Below are 17,912 nucleotides of genomic sequence, written 5' to 3'. Positions count from 1 at the left end.
ACACCTTAAACGCCCCTGTTACGCGAGTTTAAAACGTGGCTTTTACGGCATCTGCAATTTTATTGGCAAGTGCTAATACATGCGTTTCATCTTCACCTTCGACCATCACACGGATAAGTGGCTCAGTACCTGATTTTCGTAACAGTACACGACCACGATCAGCAAGTTCTTGTTCAACATCTGCTACCGACTGTTGTACTGACTCCGCTAATAGTGGATCTGAGTCACCACTAAAACGAACATTCACTAATACTTGTGGGAATTTACTCATACCAGAGCGTAATTCTTTCAGCGTTAGTCCACTATTAACCTGTGCAGCTAATACTAATAGGCTTGATACAATACCGTCACCTGTAGTAGTGTGATCCAGAGAAATAATATGGCCTGAATTTTCACCACCTATACGCCAACCTTTTTCAAGCATCATTTCAACCACATAGCGATCGCCAACCGCACTACGTGCAAATGGAATACCCAGAGACTTAAGCGCTAGCTCTAAGCCCATATTCGCCATTAATGTACCAACGACACCGCCTTTTAATACGCCGTTACGTAGTGCATCACGTGCGATAATGTAAAGAACTTCATCACCATCAATCACATAACCAGTATGATCAACCATCATCAGACGATCGCCATCACCATCATAAGCGACACCTAAATCAGCTTTTTCAGCAAGTACACGTGCAGCTAATGCTTCAGGCGCCGTTGCCCCACAACCATCATTAATGTTCAAACCATTTGGCTCGACACCGATTGTAATGATCTCTGCGCCTAACTCTCTAAATACGCTTGGTGCAATATGGTAAGTTGCACCATGGGCACAATCCAACACAATTTTCAGTCCCTTTAAACTTGCGCGAGGCGGGAATGTACCTTTACAATATTCAATATAACGACCAGCTGCGTCATCAATACGTACTGCTTTACCTAATTCAGCTGATTCAACGCAGGTTAATTCTTTGTCTAATTGCGCTTCAATCGCTAGTTCAACATCATCCGGTAGCTTAGTACCGCTTGCAGAGAAGAACTTAATACCGTTATCGTGGTATGGATTGTGTGATGCGCTGATCACAATACCCGCTTCAGCACGGAATGTACGCGTTAAATAAGCAACCGCCGGCGTCGGCATTGGTCCCATAAACGCAACGTCAAGCCCTGCAGCAGATAAACCAGCCTCTAAAGCACATTCCAACATATAACCAGAAATACGGGTATCTTTACCGATTAGGACTTTTCTTGTCCCTTGCTTTGCAAGTACCTTACCTGCAGCCCAGCCCAATTTAAGTGCAAACTCAGGTGTGATTGGTGCTACACCTACAAGACCACGAATACCATCGGTACCAAAATACTTTCTTGACATACTTAACCCCTAATATTTTTTATTTTTGGTCCAGCTATACACTTAACCATATTCTATTTTAAAAATGAAAAGCTATATGCTGTATATAGCGTTCGTTATTTTATTAGCGCACACGATGTTTTTTGAGCTGAGCGACAATCGCTAAAGTATCAGCAGTCTCTCGTACATCATGCACACGAAATATATGTGCGCCATCTGTAGCGGCACTGTTTGCACATGCAAGACTGCCAGCTAAACGCTGAGACTCATCATATTGCAATAAATTACCTATCATCGACTTTCGTGAAACACCAATCAAAATAGGTAAATCAAATTGATGAAATAGCGGTGTATCAGCGAGTAATTGATAATTCTGCTCTAGCGTTTTACCAAAACCAAAGCCAGGGTCGAGAATAATATTTTCACGCTTAATGCCTGCATTAATACAGTCACCGATTCGCTGTTGTAAAAACGCGATCACTTCTGCCGTTACATCTTGATAAGATGGTGCATCTTGCATGGTACTTGGTTGCCCCTGCATATGCATAAGACAAACTGGCACAGCAAGTTCTGCCGCAGCTTGTAGTGCACCTTCTTGCTGCAGCGCTCTCACATCATTAATAATATGCGCACCCGCAGCAATGGCTTCACGCATCACTTCTGCCTTACTGGTATCGATAGAAATGACCACATCTAGATTTGTTGATATGTGTCTAATAATAGGAATAACACGGGCAAGCTCTTCTTCTAAACTAACAGCAGTGGCACCAGGCCGCGTAGATTCACCGCCAATATCAATGATCTTAGCGCCATCGGCGACCATTTGTTGTGCTTGTTTAAAGGCAGCATCTAAAGTGTGATACTGACCGCCATCAGAAAATGAGTCTGGTGTGACATTTAAAATGCCCATGACTACTGGTTGACTTAGATCGAGTATTTTAACACGACTGCTATTGGTCACTAAGTTTAACTGCATTATCGTTCTATCCCTAAAAAAAAACCCCGAGTTACGCTCGAGGTTTATTCTATCATGAATTAATAGCTATAAAGTAATACTGAGTAAGCAAGGCTTATTCTGTATCTTTTTTATCGCTATCTTCTTCATTATCTATTTTACTTTCTTTTTTAGCATCTTTAGTACTGTCGCTATCAATAGTACCGTAGCTTTCGCCCCAGTCCGCTGGAGCGCGAACTTCAACACGTGCCATTAGATCATCAATTTGCTTGGCATCAATAGTTTCATACTTCATCAATGCATCTTTCATTGAATGAAGAATATCCATATTGTCCGTTAACAGCTGATGCGAACGTTTATAGTTACTTTCGACCAAATAACGAATTTCATCATCAATCAGTTTAGCGGTCTCATCTGACATACTCGCAGCTTGTGTACCACCACCACCAAGGAAGATTTCACCTTGCTCATCAGCAAACTTCATCGGACCTAATTTTTCAGATAGACCCCATTGCGTTACCATTTTACGAGAAATATCTGTAGCACGTTCAATATCATTTGACGCGCCCGTTGATACACTGTCTTTACCAAAGATGATTTCTTCAGCAATACGGCCACCGTAAAGGCTTGAGATCATGCTTTCTAAATGACGTTTTGAATGACTAACACGATCTTGCTCAGGTAAGTACATAGTTACACCCAGTGCGCGACCACGTGGAATGATACTTACTTTATAAACTGGATCATGATCCGGTACTAAGCGACCAACGATTGCGTGACCAGCTTCATGGTACGCTGTCATCGTTTTCTCTTCTTCGCTCATGAGCATGCTCTTACGTTCAGCACCCATTAAGATCTTATCTTTAGCTTTTTCAAACTCAGCCATTGATACTGTACGTTTATTACTACGAGCTGCAAATAGTGCTGCTTCGTTAACAAGGTTAGCAAGTTCAGCACCTGAGAAACCTGGGGTACCACGTGCAATAAGTACAGTTTCAACATCATCACTAATTGGCACTTTACGCATATGCACTTTTAAGATCTGTTCACGACCACGGATATCAGGAAGACCAACCGTTACCTGACGATCAAAACGGCCTGGACGTAATAGCGCAGGATCAAGTACGTCTGGACGGTTCGTCGCAGCAATAACAATGATACCTTCATTACCTTCAAAGCCATCCATTTCAACTAGCATTTGGTTAAGCGTTTGCTCACGTTCATCGTGACCGCCACCCATGCCAGAGCCACGTTTACGACCTACAGCATCGATTTCATCAATAAAGATGATACAAGGTGATGATTTTTTCGCTTGTTCAAACATGTCACGCACACGAGATGCACCCACACCCACAAACATTTCAACGAAATCAGAACCTGAAATAGTGAAAAATGGTACTTTTGCTTCGCCAGCAATAGCTTTAGCAAGTAATGTTTTACCTGTACCAGGTGAACCAACTAATAAGATACCGGTTGGGATTTTACCACCCAGTTTCTGGAAGCGGCTTGGATCTTTTAAGTAATCAACCAATTCAGCAACTTCTTCTTTTGCTTCATCACAACCTGCAACATCAGCAAACGTCGTTTTGATTTGGTCTTCACTCATTAAGCGTGCTTTACTTTTACCAAATGACATAGCGCCTTTACCGCCGCCACCTTGCATTTGACGCATGAAGAATACCCAAACACCGATCAATAATAGCATTGGGAACCAAGAGATGAAGATAGAAGTCAATAAACTTGCTTCTTCTTCAGGCTCACCAAATACTTTAACGTTATTGTTTAGCAGATCATTTAATAGCTGTGGATCTTCCGCTGGTAAGAAAGTAACGAATTTCTGTCCACCTTGGCTAACACCACGGATAGTACGTCCGTTGATCTTAACTTCGTTAACTTGTTTATTTCTAACTTGTTGTACAAATGAACTGTAATCTAACTGATTACTTGAACTCTCATTTGGTCCGAAACTCTGAAATACTGACATTAATACGACTGCAATAACCAGCCATAAAATCAGATTTTTTGCCATATCACTCAAAATCTAGCCTCTCCGGGTCTTAAGTTCCCTGAAAAAAAACAGTTGATATACTCAATATATTCTAAATATAGACAGTTTAACAACAACTTACATTTTAAATTTCAATCCTGTGGTCCTTACAATTAAAATGCAAGGCTGCAGAACCCTTTAGATATTCTCTACTGTCTACTCAAATATATCAAGACTTGGCTATTTATTAACATAATTAAATGTTAATTGATGACAAATCTTGATTTAATTCTTCAATAGCAGCAGTGATATTACTTTTGTCACAGGTCACAATAATTTAGCCTTTATAACCTGTCGCAACAATGAAAACTTCGCGTGAACGAGCACGTGATGAATCCGGCTTTCTGGTTTTAACTACAGTAAACATACTACGTACATCTTTCATGAATTGCTCAAAACCTTCACCTTGGAATACTTTGACCGCAAAACTGCCATTTGGTTTAAGCACTTCACGACACATTTCGAGAGCAAGTTCAACCAAGTACATTGAAGCGGGCTGATCGACACCGATATTGCCACTCATATTTGGTGCCATATCAGAAATCACTACGTCAATCTGACCATCACCGACTTTAGCCAGTAATGCTGATAATACTTTTTCATCTCGGAAATCACCTTGCAAGAAATCGACTCCAGCAATTGGATCCATAGCTAAAATATCACAAGCAATAACACGACCTCTATCACCTAATTGTTTAACCGCATATTGTGACCAACCACCAGGAGCTGCACCAAGGTCAACAATATTCATACCCGGTTTTAATAATTTATCTTTTGCTTGAATTTCTTCAAGTTTAAAAGTCGCACGTGAACGCAACCCTTGCTTCTTCGCATCTTTCACATATTTATCGTTGTGATGCTCTTGCAGCCAATTCTTTGAACTGCCCTTTTGGGTACTTTTTTTCTTCGGTGTCGGGGTCATCTGAAAGCCTGTTAATAATATTTTTTTAAACCATTACCATAATGGCATGGTATTAAGATGAAGATGAAGCTAAAATTACTCTTTTTCAACCCTAAGTAATAAGAAATTTAAAATATGGCATTAAGCAACAAACAAAAGCAACACCTAAAAGGTTTAGCACATTCATTAAAACCTGTCATCTTACTAGGCCAACACGGCTTAACAGAAGGTGTAATGGCTGAAATTGAAGTAGCGCTAGCACATCATGAATTAATCAAAATTAAAGTTGCGTCAGAAGACCGTGACCAAAAAGCATTAGTAATGGATACCATTGTAAAAGAAGCTAACGCAGAAAAAGTACAAAGTATTGGCCACACACTGGTCATTTATCGTACAAGTGATGAAAAGAAAATCATACTGCCAAAAAAATAATAGCTTTATGAGTATCCAGCTGGGCAAGGAATCCCAGCTCGACTATACCCAGTGTTAAAACTGGGTCACAGTACACCATAATTCGTGTCTGTATTTTCATGCAGTGTGTCGATAGTTAGATATATTCTACCGATACAATTTCAAATTCAATCGCGCCGCCCGGTGTCGTCACAACCGCAACATCATCGACACTTTTGCCTACTAAACCACGCGCAATTGGTGAATTAATTGAAATGCGGTTTTGTTTAATATTCGCTTCATCATCACCCACTAGGTTGTAAGTGATCTCCTCTTCCGTTTCAGTGTTATAAATTGTCACTGTGCAACCAAAAATAACACGACCATTGTTTGCCATTTTTGTTACATCAATAATTTGGCAATTTGATAACTTGCCTTCAATATCTTGAATACGGCCTTCACAAAACCCTTGCTCTTCACGTGCCGCATGGTATTCCGCATTTTCTTTTAAATCGCCGTGCTCACGCGCTTCAGCAATTGAATTCACAATTTCAGGACGGCGAACAGTTTTAAGACGTTCGAGCTCTTCACGTAAATTATCTGCACCACGTGCAGTCATTGGGATAATATTACTCATAATACTTTTATAACCTTTTAATCAATTCATTATCATGACATTACTGAATTTTACAGCGCCGACAATGTTTACAATCATAATGCCCCTATTGTAATACGAATATGACGATACTTCACCTTATTCAAACCATTAAACACATTAAATCTGATTATTGAGACCTTTGATTGCTCATTAATAACCAGCTTTAAAATTCGACTTAACGCGCTATTTTACGTACATTTCAGCCAACACAAGTGAAGTCATGATCGTAACAACTAAAACTAAACTTTTGCATACAAATTAAAATGCTCAACAACAAAAATATCATGAATCACAACAGCCAGCACGGATAAAAAGATTAAGACTTACACTAATCAGCACTTCAACACCATCGAGAGCCCAAAGTACCAAAAGTTACACTTTTCTCATAAATAGCTAGCCAAACGAATAAAATGTGTGCATAATGTACTCAATCCATTAACACCAAGGACATTATCATGAAAGAATTTATAGCCGTCTTTACTGTTTTAACTACTTTAGCAATCACAAGTGGTGCTTTACCATCAATCGCTAGCCTATAGTTTAAAATACCAAAAACAGCATGGAAAAGTTTATTGTTTTATAACGCTTGATTATAAATAGACAAAAACTTCTCTATGCTGTTTTTTTATGCCTACATATAACCCTCTTTTACCCACTTCCCTCTCAATTTCATCTGAAAGATAATATTCAGAATCGCATCATTAATAATTCAAATTTTATTTATATTAGCAACTTTATTTGTTAGAACTTCGATATAGCTAAAAGAAATCGTTTTCTCTATCCGTATACTCTGCTCTTCTTAATTATGGACAAATATATAGAAAGGATTAATAAGTTTACTGATGATGAACATGGATATGATTTATTTACTCGATTTAGCGGGTACCGCCGTTTTTGCAATATCAGGCGTACAAGTTGCTGGGCAGATGCGCATGGACCCATTTGGCGCTACAGTATTGGCTGCCGTAACCGCGATTGGAGGAGGCACAATACGTGATGCTATTTTAGATGTAGGCCCTGCATTCTGGGTGCACGACCCCGTTTACCTCACCGTTATTATTCTGACGTCTATGTTAACCATTTTGTTTGCTAACCGTAATCATCGCATGCCGCCAATATTATTACCCCTTGCGGATGCAGCAGGCTTAGCCTTATTCACCGTACTGGGTACGCAGAAAGCCTTAGCTTATGGCGCGCCGGGGATGACCGCGGTAGTTATGGGCGTGATCACCGGTGTTGCAGGGGGTATTATTAGAGACTTGTTAGCCAGTCGCGTGCCGATGGTATTACAAAAAGATATTTATGCGACGGCATCTGTCTTGGGTGGCCTGGTTTATACCGGCGCACTACTCATTGGCATAACTGAAGGTTTAGCGATGTTACTTGCTATGACAGGGGTATTTACACTTCGAATGGCCGCAGTACATTGGCATTTAAGATTACCTATCTTTGTTTTAAAACACCACCGCTCGTAAATTACATTCGCTAGCAGCCTAAAACTAAAAAGCCCGTTATGACAATCATCATAACGGGCTTAAATAATTTATCAGCAGTTAGCCAAGTGTAATACGTGCAAACTTACGTTTACCGACTTGGTATACGGCTGTACCCGCAGTCGGCACAAGACGTGTATCTTCTACTTTTTCGCCATCAATCTTAACAGCACCCTGCTTGATCATACGCATCGCTTCCGATGTCCCTGATACTAAGCCAGCACCTTTTAATAAGTTAGCAATTGCGATTGCATCACTTACTGCAAAATCAAACTCTGGCATTTCATCTGGGATCGCATTTTTTGAAAAACGCTGCGTGAAGTCATTATGTGCGCTTTCTGCTGCCGCTTCATCGTGAAAACGGGCAATGATTTCTTTTGCTAATGAAATTTTAACATCACGTGGATTAACAGCATCTGCCGCGATATCAGCTTTGAACTTTTCAATTTCAGCTAATGGACGGAATGATAATAATTCGAAGTAGTTCCACATCAACTCATCAGTGATCGACATGATCTTACCGAACATCTCATTCGGTGCATCTGTTACACCAATATAGTTGTTCGCTGATTTAGACATTTTTTTCACGCCATCAAGACCAACAAGCAGTGGCATCATGATGACCGTTTGTGGCTTTTGACCTTCTGCTTTTTGTAATTCACGACCCATTAATAGGTTGAATTTTTGATCTGTACCGCCAAGCTCAACATCCGATTGCAGCGCAACTGAATCATAACCTTGTAATAATGGGTACATAAATTCGTGGATCGCGATACCTTGATTTGACGCATAGCGTTTTTTGAAGTCATCACGCTCTAGCATACGTGCAACTGTTTGTTGCGACGCCAAACGGATCATGCCCGCAGCACCTAATTCGTTTAACCACGTAGAGTTAAATTCAATGCGTGTTTTTGATTCATCTAAAATTTTGAATACTTGATCTGTATACGTTTTCGCATTAACAAGTACATCTTCACGTGTTAGTGGTGGACGTGTCGAGTTTTTACCTGACGGGTCTCCCACGGTTGCAGTGAAGTCACCAATCAAGAAGATAACTTCATGACCAAGATCTTGAAATTGACGTAACTTGTTTAAGATAACAGTATGGCCTAAATGTAGATCAGCACCTGTTGGATCAGCACCTAATTTAATTCTTAGCGGACGACCTTCTTTCAGTTTTGCTACTAATTCTTCTTCAACTAGGATTTCTTCTGTACCACGTTTGATTTCACGTAACGCATCATTGATTTGCGTCATAATATTAAGCTCCACACTTATTACCTAAATATAATAACTCTATACTACTGGATAGCATCACAATTGAAAACCATTGCACTGAGGCAATACCATTAATTTGGTGATAATTTTTTTGCACAGACCTTAGTATTTGTTAGAATATGTACCTTCTTTTTAAATTGCCACAAGGTTGTGCTTTCTTATGTCATTCGGTAACCGTTTTAAGCAATTACCAAAACAGCACCGAACCTTCATTCTGATTATCTTTGGTTTGATCATTACACTGCTGTTACTCCCAGTCTCCACCAGCGCTCCACTATCATCAGATGCAGACTCTTTTTATATATACCAAGTTGGTGATCGTTACAGTTTAAAATTACCTCGCATCACCTCGGCAGAAAATAAACCGGTTAAATCACGATTAACCAGTGAGGAAATTATTGTTCGCGCGGGTGATAACCTATCGTTAATTGGTCAACGTAGCCATTTATCGACAAAAACCATCTATGAAATAGACAAATTGTCATCGGCTAAACGCTTACGCAGTATCTATCCAGGACAAAAACTAACCATCACAACGAATAACGATGGCCAATTTGTTGAGCTTATTTACCCTTACAGCGCCACCGAATCGTTACACATTAATAAAACAGCTGATGGTTACACAACTAACACCCTTAAAAATAAAATAGAGGTAAGAGAAACATTCACGCGTGCAGTGATCACCAGTAACTTCTGGAATGCAGGAGTTAAAGGTAAGATGCCTGCAAAACAAATCATGAACTTAGCCACAATATTTGGTTGGGATATCGATTTCGCCCTCGATATTCGAGCGGGCGACAGTTTTGCCGTGATTTATGAAGAACAATATATTGATGGTGATTTTGTTTCTACAGGTAATATCCTTGCCGCAGAGTTCATCAACCAAGGAGATAAATTTCAAGCGGTACGCCATAAAGATGGCAGCTACTATACCCCGTCAGGACGCTCTATGCGTAAAGCCTTCTTGCGCGCTCCGGTAAACTTTAAATATATCAGTTCTAGTTTTAACCGTAATCGCCGTCATCCAGTAACAGGCAGAGTACGTGCGCATAATGGTATTGATTACGCAGCTAGAACAGGTACCCCGATTGTATCTGCGGGTGACGGTAAAGTTATCGCATCTGCTTATAACCGCTTTAACGGTAATTACGTCTTTATTAAACATAACGCTAATATTGTCACTAAATATCTGCACATGAATAAGCGCAGTGTCAAACAAGGACAGCGGGTTAAACAGAATCAAAAAATTGGCACGGTTGGTGCGACGGGTCGCGTAACGGGCCCCCATTTACATTATGAATTCTTAGTCAATGGTAAGCACAAAAATCCAAAAACAGTGTCACTACCAAAAGCAGAGTCATTACGCGGTAGTGAAAAGGCCAAGTTTGTTTCCGAAGCGAAAGGCATCATAGAGCAATTGGAAAATAATGCGAAATTATACAGTTTAATCGCACGATAAAGATGAACGGCTGATTTAAGGAGCGACAATGCCAAACAAACGTGAGTTATATATCGGACTGATGTCTGGAACCAGTATTGATGGTATTGATGCTGCCTTAGTCGCATTTGAGCATGGCAAGTGCCAACTTATTACCCAGCACTTACAAGCTATGCCTGCGAAGTTAACGGCTCAACTGCATCAATTGTGTCGTCCTAACGACAATGAAATAAGCACACTTGCCACCATCGAGCAACCGCTTGCAGAAACCTTTGCGCTTGCTTGTGAGCAATTGCTGGCTAAAACACAGTATACAGCCAAAGACATCACAGCTATTGGTTCTCATGGTCAAACGGTACGTCACCACCCCGAGCATGGCTTCACCTTACAAATCGGTGATGCTAATGTTCTTGCTGCCTTGACCAATATTGATACCGTCGCTGACTTTAGACGCAAAGATATGGCCCTTGGTGGTCAAGGTGCGCCCTTAGTCCCTGCTTTCCATCAGGCTGTATTTCAACACCAGAGTATCAATCGCGCCATTATTAATGTTGGCGGTTTAGCCAATATTACCTATTTACCTAGTTTGCAGCAGAATAAATCCATTATTGGCTATGATACTGGTCCGGGGAATACCCTACTCGACGCCTGGTTTACTGCTAAAAATAACAGCCTAAAAAGCTACGATGAAGATGGCCAATGGGCAAAATCAGGGGTTGTTATTGAGTCTTTACTAACTTCATTGCTAAAGCATGAATTTTTTGCGCTAATCCCCCCCAAAAGTACGGGTCGAGAATTATTTAATTTAGCTTGGCTACAAGGCTATTTAGACATTTTAGCGGTCCCTTATTCAAATGCTGATGTCCAACGAACATTAACTCGCTTTACTGCAGTCTCGGTTGCGAATGAAGTCAATAAATTAATGCTTAGCAATAATGATGGGGATATAAATGGTGAGGTGTATATTTGTGGTGGTGGTGCGGCCAACCCATTATTAATGGCCGACTTGGCACTATTATTACCAGTTACACCAGTAATGACGACCACAGAGATAGGTATTGACCCCGATTGGGTTGAAGCAATTGCGTTTGCTTGGTTAGCAAAACAACATATTCATAAACAACCAGGTAATTTGCCCGCTGTAACTGGCGCAAGCCGTTTGGCTATTTTAGGTGCTTTTTATCCAGCTGGTTAATACCATGATATAACCATACTCACGAACATAAAAATCAGATAAAAAAATAGAGCCAAATGGCTCTATTTTTATTCGATTCTTATTTATATCGACAATTAAGCTTGCGTATCAATTGTTGGAGTTGGTGTTGCTACCGCTTTTGAGATCATCACCATTGCAGGTCGGATTAGACGACCATTTAGTTCATAACCTTTTTGCATCACAGTAATCACTGTATTTGGTTCAACATCAGCACTTTCAATCATGCTCATTGCCTGATGTAACTCAGGGTTGAATTTTTCACCTTCAGGGTTAACAGATTTAACCCCAAATTTTTCTAATGCAGATTCCAGTGATTTAGCTGTTAGCTCAATACCTTCAATCAATGGTAGTAATGCTTCATTTGCTTTATCAACATGTAACAAACCACGTTCCATGTTATCAATAACAGGCAGTAATTCATTAGCAAACTTTTCTAGCGCGAATTTTTTTGCTTTATCAACATCAATCGCAGCACGGCGACGAATGTTATCAGCATCAGCTTTCGCACGTAATGCAGTATCTTTAAATTCAGCTGCTGATGCAGTTGCTTTCGCTAGTTCAGCTTCTAATGCAGCGATGCGTGCTACAGACTCATCAACTTCCACAGTCGCTTCTTCAACTGTAACATCTTCAACTGTAACATCTTCAACTACAGGCTGTGCTTCAGTTTCTGTTACTAATTGCTCTTCAACTTTATTTTCAGCCTGTACTTTTTGCTTTTCGCTGCTCATTACTTTCTCCGACATTCGATTCAGCATACTCTATAATTAGTACGCTATATTACAATTAATGGTTTATACCGAAATATAATGGGGATCCTAACACGAGATTCAAGTCAAATTCATCCCTAGTTACACCCTACAGTAAAAATAGTTCTAAATAACACACTATAAATTATTAATTAAGCGACATTTAGATCGCGTTTATACTTTGAATCTTGAAGTGGCTTAAGTATATACTGACCTCATACTTACTTAGTGGAATCAAGGCAATGAAGAGAGAATTCAAAACCATCGGGTTAATCGGAAAACCCAAACACCCAGAAACAACCAAAACCCTTATTGCCCTACACAATTTTTTAACCGAACACCAATACAAGGTTATTGTTGACAGTCGTGTATCTCAAGACCTATGCATGGATAATATCGCATCACGGCCACTGATGGACCTAGGTGAAGAAGCGGATCTTGCCATTGTGGTGGGTGGTGACGGCAACATGCTTGGTGCTGGTCGCGTATTATCCCGTTTTGATATTGCCGTTATCGGGGTTAACCGGGGTAATTTAGGTTTCCTTACCGATCTTGATCCAGAAGCTTTTGATGACCATTTATTGGGCGTACTTAAAGGCGAGTACATCTCGGAAAAGCGTATTTTATTAAACACATCTATTTATCGCTACGGGATGTTAAAAGCCACCAACTTGGCCTTTAATGAAACTATCTTACACCCAGGTAAGATCCCCGCGATGATTGAATTTGAAGTCTACATTGATGATAGCTTTATGCTGAGCCAACGTGCCGATGGCCTATTAGTCTCAACACCTACAGGTTCAACAGCTTATTCGTTATCTGCCGGTGGTCCAATCCTATCTCCAAGTCTAGAAGCAATCACCTTAATGGCGATGTTCCCTCATACACTGTCAAGCCGCCCTATTGTCATCAACGCCAATAGCACGATTAAATTAGTTGTTTCGCCAAATAATGAAGAAAATATGATGGTCAGTTGTGATGGCCACGTCCACATTGGCGTGCTTCCTGGTGATGAAATTATCATCAAACGAGATAAAAACCATCTCAATTTGATCCATCCGAAAAGCTATGATTACTTTAATGTTTTACGTGAAAAATTAGGCTGGGGAAGCAAATTATTTTAGTCTGAACGCAGCGCTATAAAGGCTTAGCCCATGTTAAGCCTATCCTTTCACTTCTCTGTATCTTGATCACAAATTGAAAATAAACCCCTCAACTATAAGCAAAGTATTTACACTTATGGGTCAGTGTATATATACTGTATATAAAACCAGCCTGATAAAATAAACAGGGTACAGTATGCTAACGCAACTCACTATTCATAATTTTGCTATCGTTAAATTTTTAGAACTTGAACTAAAGTCAGGCATGACAACCGTAACTGGTGAAACAGGTGCAGGCAAATCCATAGCCATTGATGCGCTTGGTCTTGCTTTAGGTTCTCGTGCCGATGCCAGTACAGTTAGGCCCGGCGAGAAAAAAGCTGAAATCAGCGCCATTTTTACCGTAGAAGCAAGTTCCCTCGCCTACAAATGGCTAGCCGAGCACGAATTAAATAATGAAGATGAATGTATCCTGCGCCGTGTTATCACTGCAGAAGGCCGATCTAAAGGCTATATCAATGGTGTCCCCGTCCCATTACAACAACTAAAAGCACTGTCTCAATATTTGGTTCAGGTACATGGACAACATGCACATCAAACTTTATTAAAACCAGAAATCCAATTAGCGATCCTCGATGGTTATGCCAGCCATACAAAATTACAGACGAGCGTCCGTGATAGTTACCGAGATTGGCATAATTTAGCGGATGAAGAAAAGAAACTAATACAAAACCAGCAACAACGGGCAGCCAGACAACAGCTATTACAATATCAAGTATCAGAGCTTGACGAGTTTGCCTTAGCCGATGGTGAATATAGCCAGATTGAAGCTGAACATAAACTTTTAGCCAACAGCACTGAATTAGTCCAAGAGTGTATGACGAGTTTAGACACACTGTATGAGAATGAAGACAATACCATCTGCAGCATGTTGCAAATAGTAACTCAGCGTTTAGAAAACTTGCTAGACATGGACCCAAAATTAAAGTCAATCACAGATACCTTGCAAGAAGCTGTTGTACTAGCCGAAGAAGCCGGTAATGAACTTCGCAGTTACACAGATAATCTTGACCGCGACCCTGAACAATTTGAATACCTTGATGAACGTTTAGGTAAGGCCTTAGAGCTCGCACGTAAACACCAAGTACCCGCAGATCAGCTCGCGACACATCACCAAATGCTAAAATCTGAATTAGACAATATTGCCGGTGACGATGAACGAATTGAGAGTATCAAGCTAGAGCTACAAGAATCTGAAGCTAAGTATCATCAACAAGCAACAAAACTATCATCAAGTCGTCAAAAATACGCAAAGCAGTTAAACAAACTGATCACGGCAAGCATGCATGAACTGAGTATGGAAAATGGTTGTTTTGAAATAACCCTTGAAAGCAGTGAACATAAAACACCAAATCCACAAGGTTTGGATAATATTAATTTCTTAGTTTCAACGAACCCAGGGCAACCATTACAAGCACTAGGTAAAGTGGCATCAGGTGGTGAGTTATCACGTATAAGCTTAGCAATCCAAGTAATCACAGCGCAGAAAATATCAACACCAACGTTAATCTTTGATGAAGTAGATGTGGGAATCTCAGGGCAAACCGCCTCTATTGTTGGCAATCTATTACGCCAATTAGGCAATAAAACCCAAGTTATGTGCGTGACTCATTTACCGCAAGTCGCCTCCAAAGGTCATCAACAAATGTTTGTGAGTAAAACCACCGATGGTAAAACTACCGAAACCTGCATGAAGCCCTTAAGCCAAGAAAAACGTATTGAAGAGTTAGCGCGTTTACTTGGAGGAGACAAGATCACCACATCGACGTTAAGTAATGCTGCAGAAATGTTAGTTTAACCCCTCACAGTAAAGACAATGCGGGAACTAATTCCTGCTTTTGTCTTCTAATTAGCTTACCTCTAAGTAAACCGACTAAATACATCGATTTACTTCACTCGCCAGCCGAGTTACTATTTACCTATCTATATGGACTTAATTAGCAAAATACTTATGCGCTTAAAACACTTACTCATTGCAGGCTTGGCCATCTTCAGTTTATCGGGCTGTTCAATTCTTGAAAAACTAGTTTATAAAATTGATATTCCACAAGGTAATTATGTCGAAGATGATCAAGTAGACAAATTACGTGTTGATATGACGAAAGAACAAGTTACTTTTGTACTTGGTAGTCCAATGTTGGTTGATTCATTTGACCGTGATGTGTGGAATTACTTATATCGCTTCAAAACAGGACGTGGCGAAGTAACAAGTAAGCAACTGGTATTAACCTTTGAAAGTGAGAAGCTGAAAACAGTGGTTGGTGATTATCCGCTAAACCCTAATTTTTCAACGCCACTTGATCAATAGATTAAGAACAAACAATTATTGATAATAAAAATCACAACCTAAATTGAGTTGTGATTTTTATTATTCTCTATCTTATTTTTTGGCCTGTTTTTTCGTGAATCCGCCCATCTTCTTTGGCTTTTTCAGCACGGCGTTTACGCATTTCTTTAGGATCGGCAGTTAACGGCCTATATATCTCAACACGTTCACCATCTTGAACCACAGTATCCAGTTTGATTAAGCGACTATAGATACCTAATTTATTTTTATTTAGCTCAATCTCAGGATATTTGACTAATATACCTGACGCTTCAATCGCTTGCTGAGCTGTCGCACCTTGATCTAAACTTACCGTAAAGGTAATTTGTTCTTTCGGTAATGCATAAATAACGTCTACATTAATTTTGGTCGACACCATAAACCTCTTTTGCACGCTCTGTAAAAGATTGCACCATATTATTCACTAAGTCAGAAAAAATACGCCCAAACGCTACTTCCACTAATTTACTGCTAAATACAAAATCTAAATCCAGAGTTACTTTACATGCAGTTTCATCTAACGCTTTAAACGTCCAACCACCTGTAAGTTTTTTAAACGGCCCATCAACGAGATCCATTTTTACTTCTTGCCCAGGTATTAGCGTATTCTTAGTGGTAAATGTTTTGCTAATACCGGCTCTGGCAACATCAACTGCTGCTGTCATTTGATTATCATGTTCATCTAAAATGCGTGTACCAGTACAACCTGGTAAAAAATCTGGGTATGCATTAACATCGTTTACTAAATTAAACATTTGGTCAGCGCTATACATTAACAGTGCGCTGCGCGTTATCCGTGGCATACGTGTCCCTATATTGAAAACAACAATCAAAAAATTAAATCGCTTACTAATGGCTCAATCTCTCTCTGCCAGTAGTAATAAGTAGCCAACTTTAGCATTTTTCTGCATAAAATTCATTTGTTATTCCGTGCAAAGTAAGACTAGTACTAGGATAAAATTCGATTTTGTTATAAGATTTATAACATTAAATTCCGTCAATGATGGGTGCATAAAGATAAATTATGGCTAAGAAAAAACCAAAAAAAAGCGAAAACACCATCGCGAGAAATAAAACGGCTAGTTTCGAATATAAAATCGAAGATCGCTTGGAAGCAGGATTAGAACTCCAAGGTTGGGAAGTTAAATCATTACGCGCCGGTAAAGTAAACATTACCGAAAGTTATGTGTTTATTAAAAACGGTGAAGCATTTATGTCTGGAGCGCAGATCATGCCACTCGACGCCGCGTCGACACACGTAGTTTGCAACCCGACACGTATTCGTAAGTTATTATTAAACAAGCGTGAATTAGAAGTACTAGCAAGTAAAGTAGACCGTCAGGGTTATACTATTGTTGCAACGTCAATGTACTGGAAGCAAGCTTGGGTCAAAATCAACATAGGTCTTGCGAAAGGTAAGAAAGAGCACGATAAACGTTCAGATGTGAAAGATCGTGAATGGAAAATAGACAAAGAACGAATGATGAAGCACAAAGTTCGTTAATGTGTTGCAATTCTACACTATTGGCGTAGAATTTTAGTTCTGGGGTCGATTTAGGATTCGACGAGATTCACGAAACCCTAGGTGCATGTCGAGGGGCGGTTGGCCTCGTAAAAAGCCGCACTGTTATAGTTGCAAACGACTCTAACTACTCTCTAGCAGCTTAGGCTAGCTAGCCATCATTTAGAACCCTGCCTGAGGGTCTCTAATATTGTATGGTCATTAAATATCAGGATCGCATGGACTCTTCGCTCGTAGAGAAAGTGCTAAACTCAATCGAGCACGCTTTTGTTCGGCCTGTCACTCGGCTTAATAAAAAGTTAAATTAATAGAGATGACTAAACATGTAGTACCGCGGATGTAGGTTTTTCGGACGGGGGTTCAACTCCCCCCGACTCCACCAAACGCAAGTTAGAACGGCACCCTCCTAAGTGTCGCAGCCCATTGAATGGTTT

17 protein-coding genes and 1 other RNA gene are annotated in these 17,912 nt (G+C 40.1%); 9 read left to right on the top strand and 9 right to left on the bottom strand.

What is annotated here, in order from left to right; all coding sequences use genetic code 11:
* Positions 1 to 28: 28 nt before the first annotated feature.
* The 4 genes from glmM to rlmE all read right to left on the bottom strand — a co-directional run bounded on the left by glmM (position 29) and on the right by rlmE (position 5,266).
* Positions 29 to 1,363, bottom strand: coding sequence for a phosphoglucosamine mutase (gene glmM / locus HWV01_RS03705; RefSeq protein WP_211674120.1), 1,335 nt, complete (start codon positions 1,361 to 1,363; stop codon positions 29 to 31).
* Positions 1,364 to 1,466: 103 nt separating this feature from the next.
* Positions 1,467 to 2,318: a dihydropteroate synthase gene (gene folP / locus HWV01_RS03700; RefSeq protein ID WP_211674119.1), complete on the bottom strand. Its 852-nt coding sequence runs from the start codon at positions 2,316 to 2,318 to the stop codon at positions 1,467 to 1,469.
* 94 nt (positions 2,319 to 2,412) lie between these two features.
* Entirely contained in the window at positions 2,413 to 4,326 is a 1,914-nt protein-coding gene (gene ftsH / locus HWV01_RS03695; RefSeq protein WP_211674118.1) for an ATP-dependent zinc metalloprotease FtsH, read from the bottom strand.
* A gap of 295 nt (positions 4,327 to 4,621) precedes the next feature.
* Positions 4,622 to 5,266, bottom strand: coding sequence for a 23S rRNA (uridine(2552)-2'-O)-methyltransferase RlmE (gene rlmE, locus HWV01_RS03690; protein ID WP_211674117.1), 645 nt, complete (start codon positions 5,264 to 5,266; stop codon positions 4,622 to 4,624).
* A 114-nt stretch (positions 5,267 to 5,380) separates the two neighbouring features.
* On the opposite strand from rlmE, the gene yhbY reads away from it, so the two are divergent.
* Positions 5,381 to 5,677 (top strand): ribosome assembly RNA-binding protein YhbY, encoded by a 297-nt coding sequence (gene yhbY, locus HWV01_RS03685; protein WP_211674116.1) that lies wholly within the window; start codon positions 5,381 to 5,383, stop codon positions 5,675 to 5,677.
* Between the two features lie 115 nt (positions 5,678 to 5,792).
* Here the strand turns inward: yhbY and greA are convergent, their stop codons facing one another.
* Complete coding sequence (gene greA, locus HWV01_RS03680) at positions 5,793 to 6,272, bottom strand: transcription elongation factor GreA (protein ID WP_211674115.1); 480 nt, start codon at positions 6,270 to 6,272, stop codon at positions 5,793 to 5,795.
* A gap of 872 nt (positions 6,273 to 7,144) precedes the next feature.
* Here greA and HWV01_RS03675 point away from each other — a divergent pair.
* The gene (locus HWV01_RS03675; protein WP_211675658.1) at positions 7,145 to 7,768 is read left to right on the top strand and encodes a trimeric intracellular cation channel family protein; all 624 of its coding nucleotides are present in this window, start codon (positions 7,145 to 7,147) and stop codon (positions 7,766 to 7,768) included.
* 78 nt (positions 7,769 to 7,846) lie between these two features.
* Here the strand turns inward: HWV01_RS03675 and tyrS are convergent, their stop codons facing one another.
* Entirely contained in the window at positions 7,847 to 9,043 is a 1,197-nt protein-coding gene (gene tyrS / locus HWV01_RS03670; RefSeq protein ID WP_211674114.1) for a tyrosine--tRNA ligase, read from the bottom strand.
* Between the two features lie 181 nt (positions 9,044 to 9,224).
* On the opposite strand from tyrS, the gene HWV01_RS03665 reads away from it, so the two are divergent.
* Complete coding sequence (locus tag HWV01_RS03665) at positions 9,225 to 10,523, top strand: peptidoglycan DD-metalloendopeptidase family protein (protein WP_211674113.1); 1,299 nt, start codon at positions 9,225 to 9,227, stop codon at positions 10,521 to 10,523.
* Positions 10,524 to 10,551: 28 nt separating this feature from the next.
* Positions 10,552 to 11,697, top strand: coding sequence for an anhydro-N-acetylmuramic acid kinase (locus HWV01_RS03660; protein ID WP_211674112.1), 1,146 nt, complete (start codon positions 10,552 to 10,554; stop codon positions 11,695 to 11,697).
* Between the two features lie 95 nt (positions 11,698 to 11,792).
* Here HWV01_RS03660 and grpE read toward each other — a convergent pair whose 3' ends face one another.
* Positions 11,793 to 12,449, bottom strand: coding sequence for a nucleotide exchange factor GrpE (gene grpE / locus HWV01_RS03655; protein WP_211674111.1), 657 nt, complete (start codon positions 12,447 to 12,449; stop codon positions 11,793 to 11,795).
* A 260-nt stretch (positions 12,450 to 12,709) separates the two neighbouring features.
* On the opposite strand from grpE, the gene nadK reads away from it, so the two are divergent.
* The 3 genes from nadK to bamE all read left to right on the top strand — a co-directional run bounded on the left by nadK (position 12,710) and on the right by bamE (position 15,938).
* On the top strand, positions 12,710 to 13,591 hold the full coding sequence (nadK, locus tag HWV01_RS03650; RefSeq protein WP_211674110.1) for an NAD(+) kinase: 882 nt from the start codon (positions 12,710 to 12,712) through the stop codon (positions 13,589 to 13,591).
* Between the two features lie 175 nt (positions 13,592 to 13,766).
* Positions 13,767 to 15,428, top strand: a complete 1,662-nt coding sequence (recN, locus tag HWV01_RS03645; protein WP_211674109.1) for a DNA repair protein RecN — start codon at positions 13,767 to 13,769, stop codon at positions 15,426 to 15,428.
* 153 nt (positions 15,429 to 15,581) lie between these two features.
* Positions 15,582 to 15,938 (top strand): outer membrane protein assembly factor BamE, encoded by a 357-nt coding sequence (bamE, locus tag HWV01_RS03640; RefSeq protein ID WP_211674108.1) that lies wholly within the window; start codon positions 15,582 to 15,584, stop codon positions 15,936 to 15,938.
* Positions 15,939 to 16,005: 67 nt separating this feature from the next.
* Here the strand turns inward: bamE and HWV01_RS03635 are convergent, their stop codons facing one another.
* On the bottom strand, positions 16,006 to 16,335 hold the full coding sequence (locus tag HWV01_RS03635; protein ID WP_211674107.1) for an RnfH family protein: 330 nt from the start codon (positions 16,333 to 16,335) through the stop codon (positions 16,006 to 16,008).
* Complete coding sequence (locus tag HWV01_RS03630; protein ID WP_211674106.1) at positions 16,316 to 16,759, bottom strand: SRPBCC family protein; 444 nt, start codon at positions 16,757 to 16,759, stop codon at positions 16,316 to 16,318. Before HWV01_RS03630 ends, HWV01_RS03635 begins: the two co-directional genes overlap by 20 nt.
* A gap of 221 nt (positions 16,760 to 16,980) precedes the next feature.
* On the opposite strand from HWV01_RS03630, the gene smpB reads away from it, so the two are divergent.
* Both smpB and ssrA read left to right on the top strand, forming a co-directional pair.
* The gene (smpB, locus tag HWV01_RS03625) at positions 16,981 to 17,460 is read left to right on the top strand and encodes an SsrA-binding protein SmpB (protein ID WP_211674105.1); all 480 of its coding nucleotides are present in this window, start codon (positions 16,981 to 16,983) and stop codon (positions 17,458 to 17,460) included.
* Between the two features lie 41 nt (positions 17,461 to 17,501).
* Positions 17,502 to 17,860, top strand: a transfer-messenger RNA (tmRNA) gene (ssrA, locus tag HWV01_RS03620).
* The last annotated feature ends 52 nt before the right edge of the window (positions 17,861 to 17,912 follow it).

It is taken from the genome of Moritella sp. 5 (assembly GCF_018219455.1).
Classification (GTDB): Bacteria; Pseudomonadota; Gammaproteobacteria; order Enterobacterales; family Moritellaceae; genus Moritella.
Note: the sequence above shows the minus strand (reverse complement) of the source record. Positions and strands in the feature narration are given on the sequence as shown.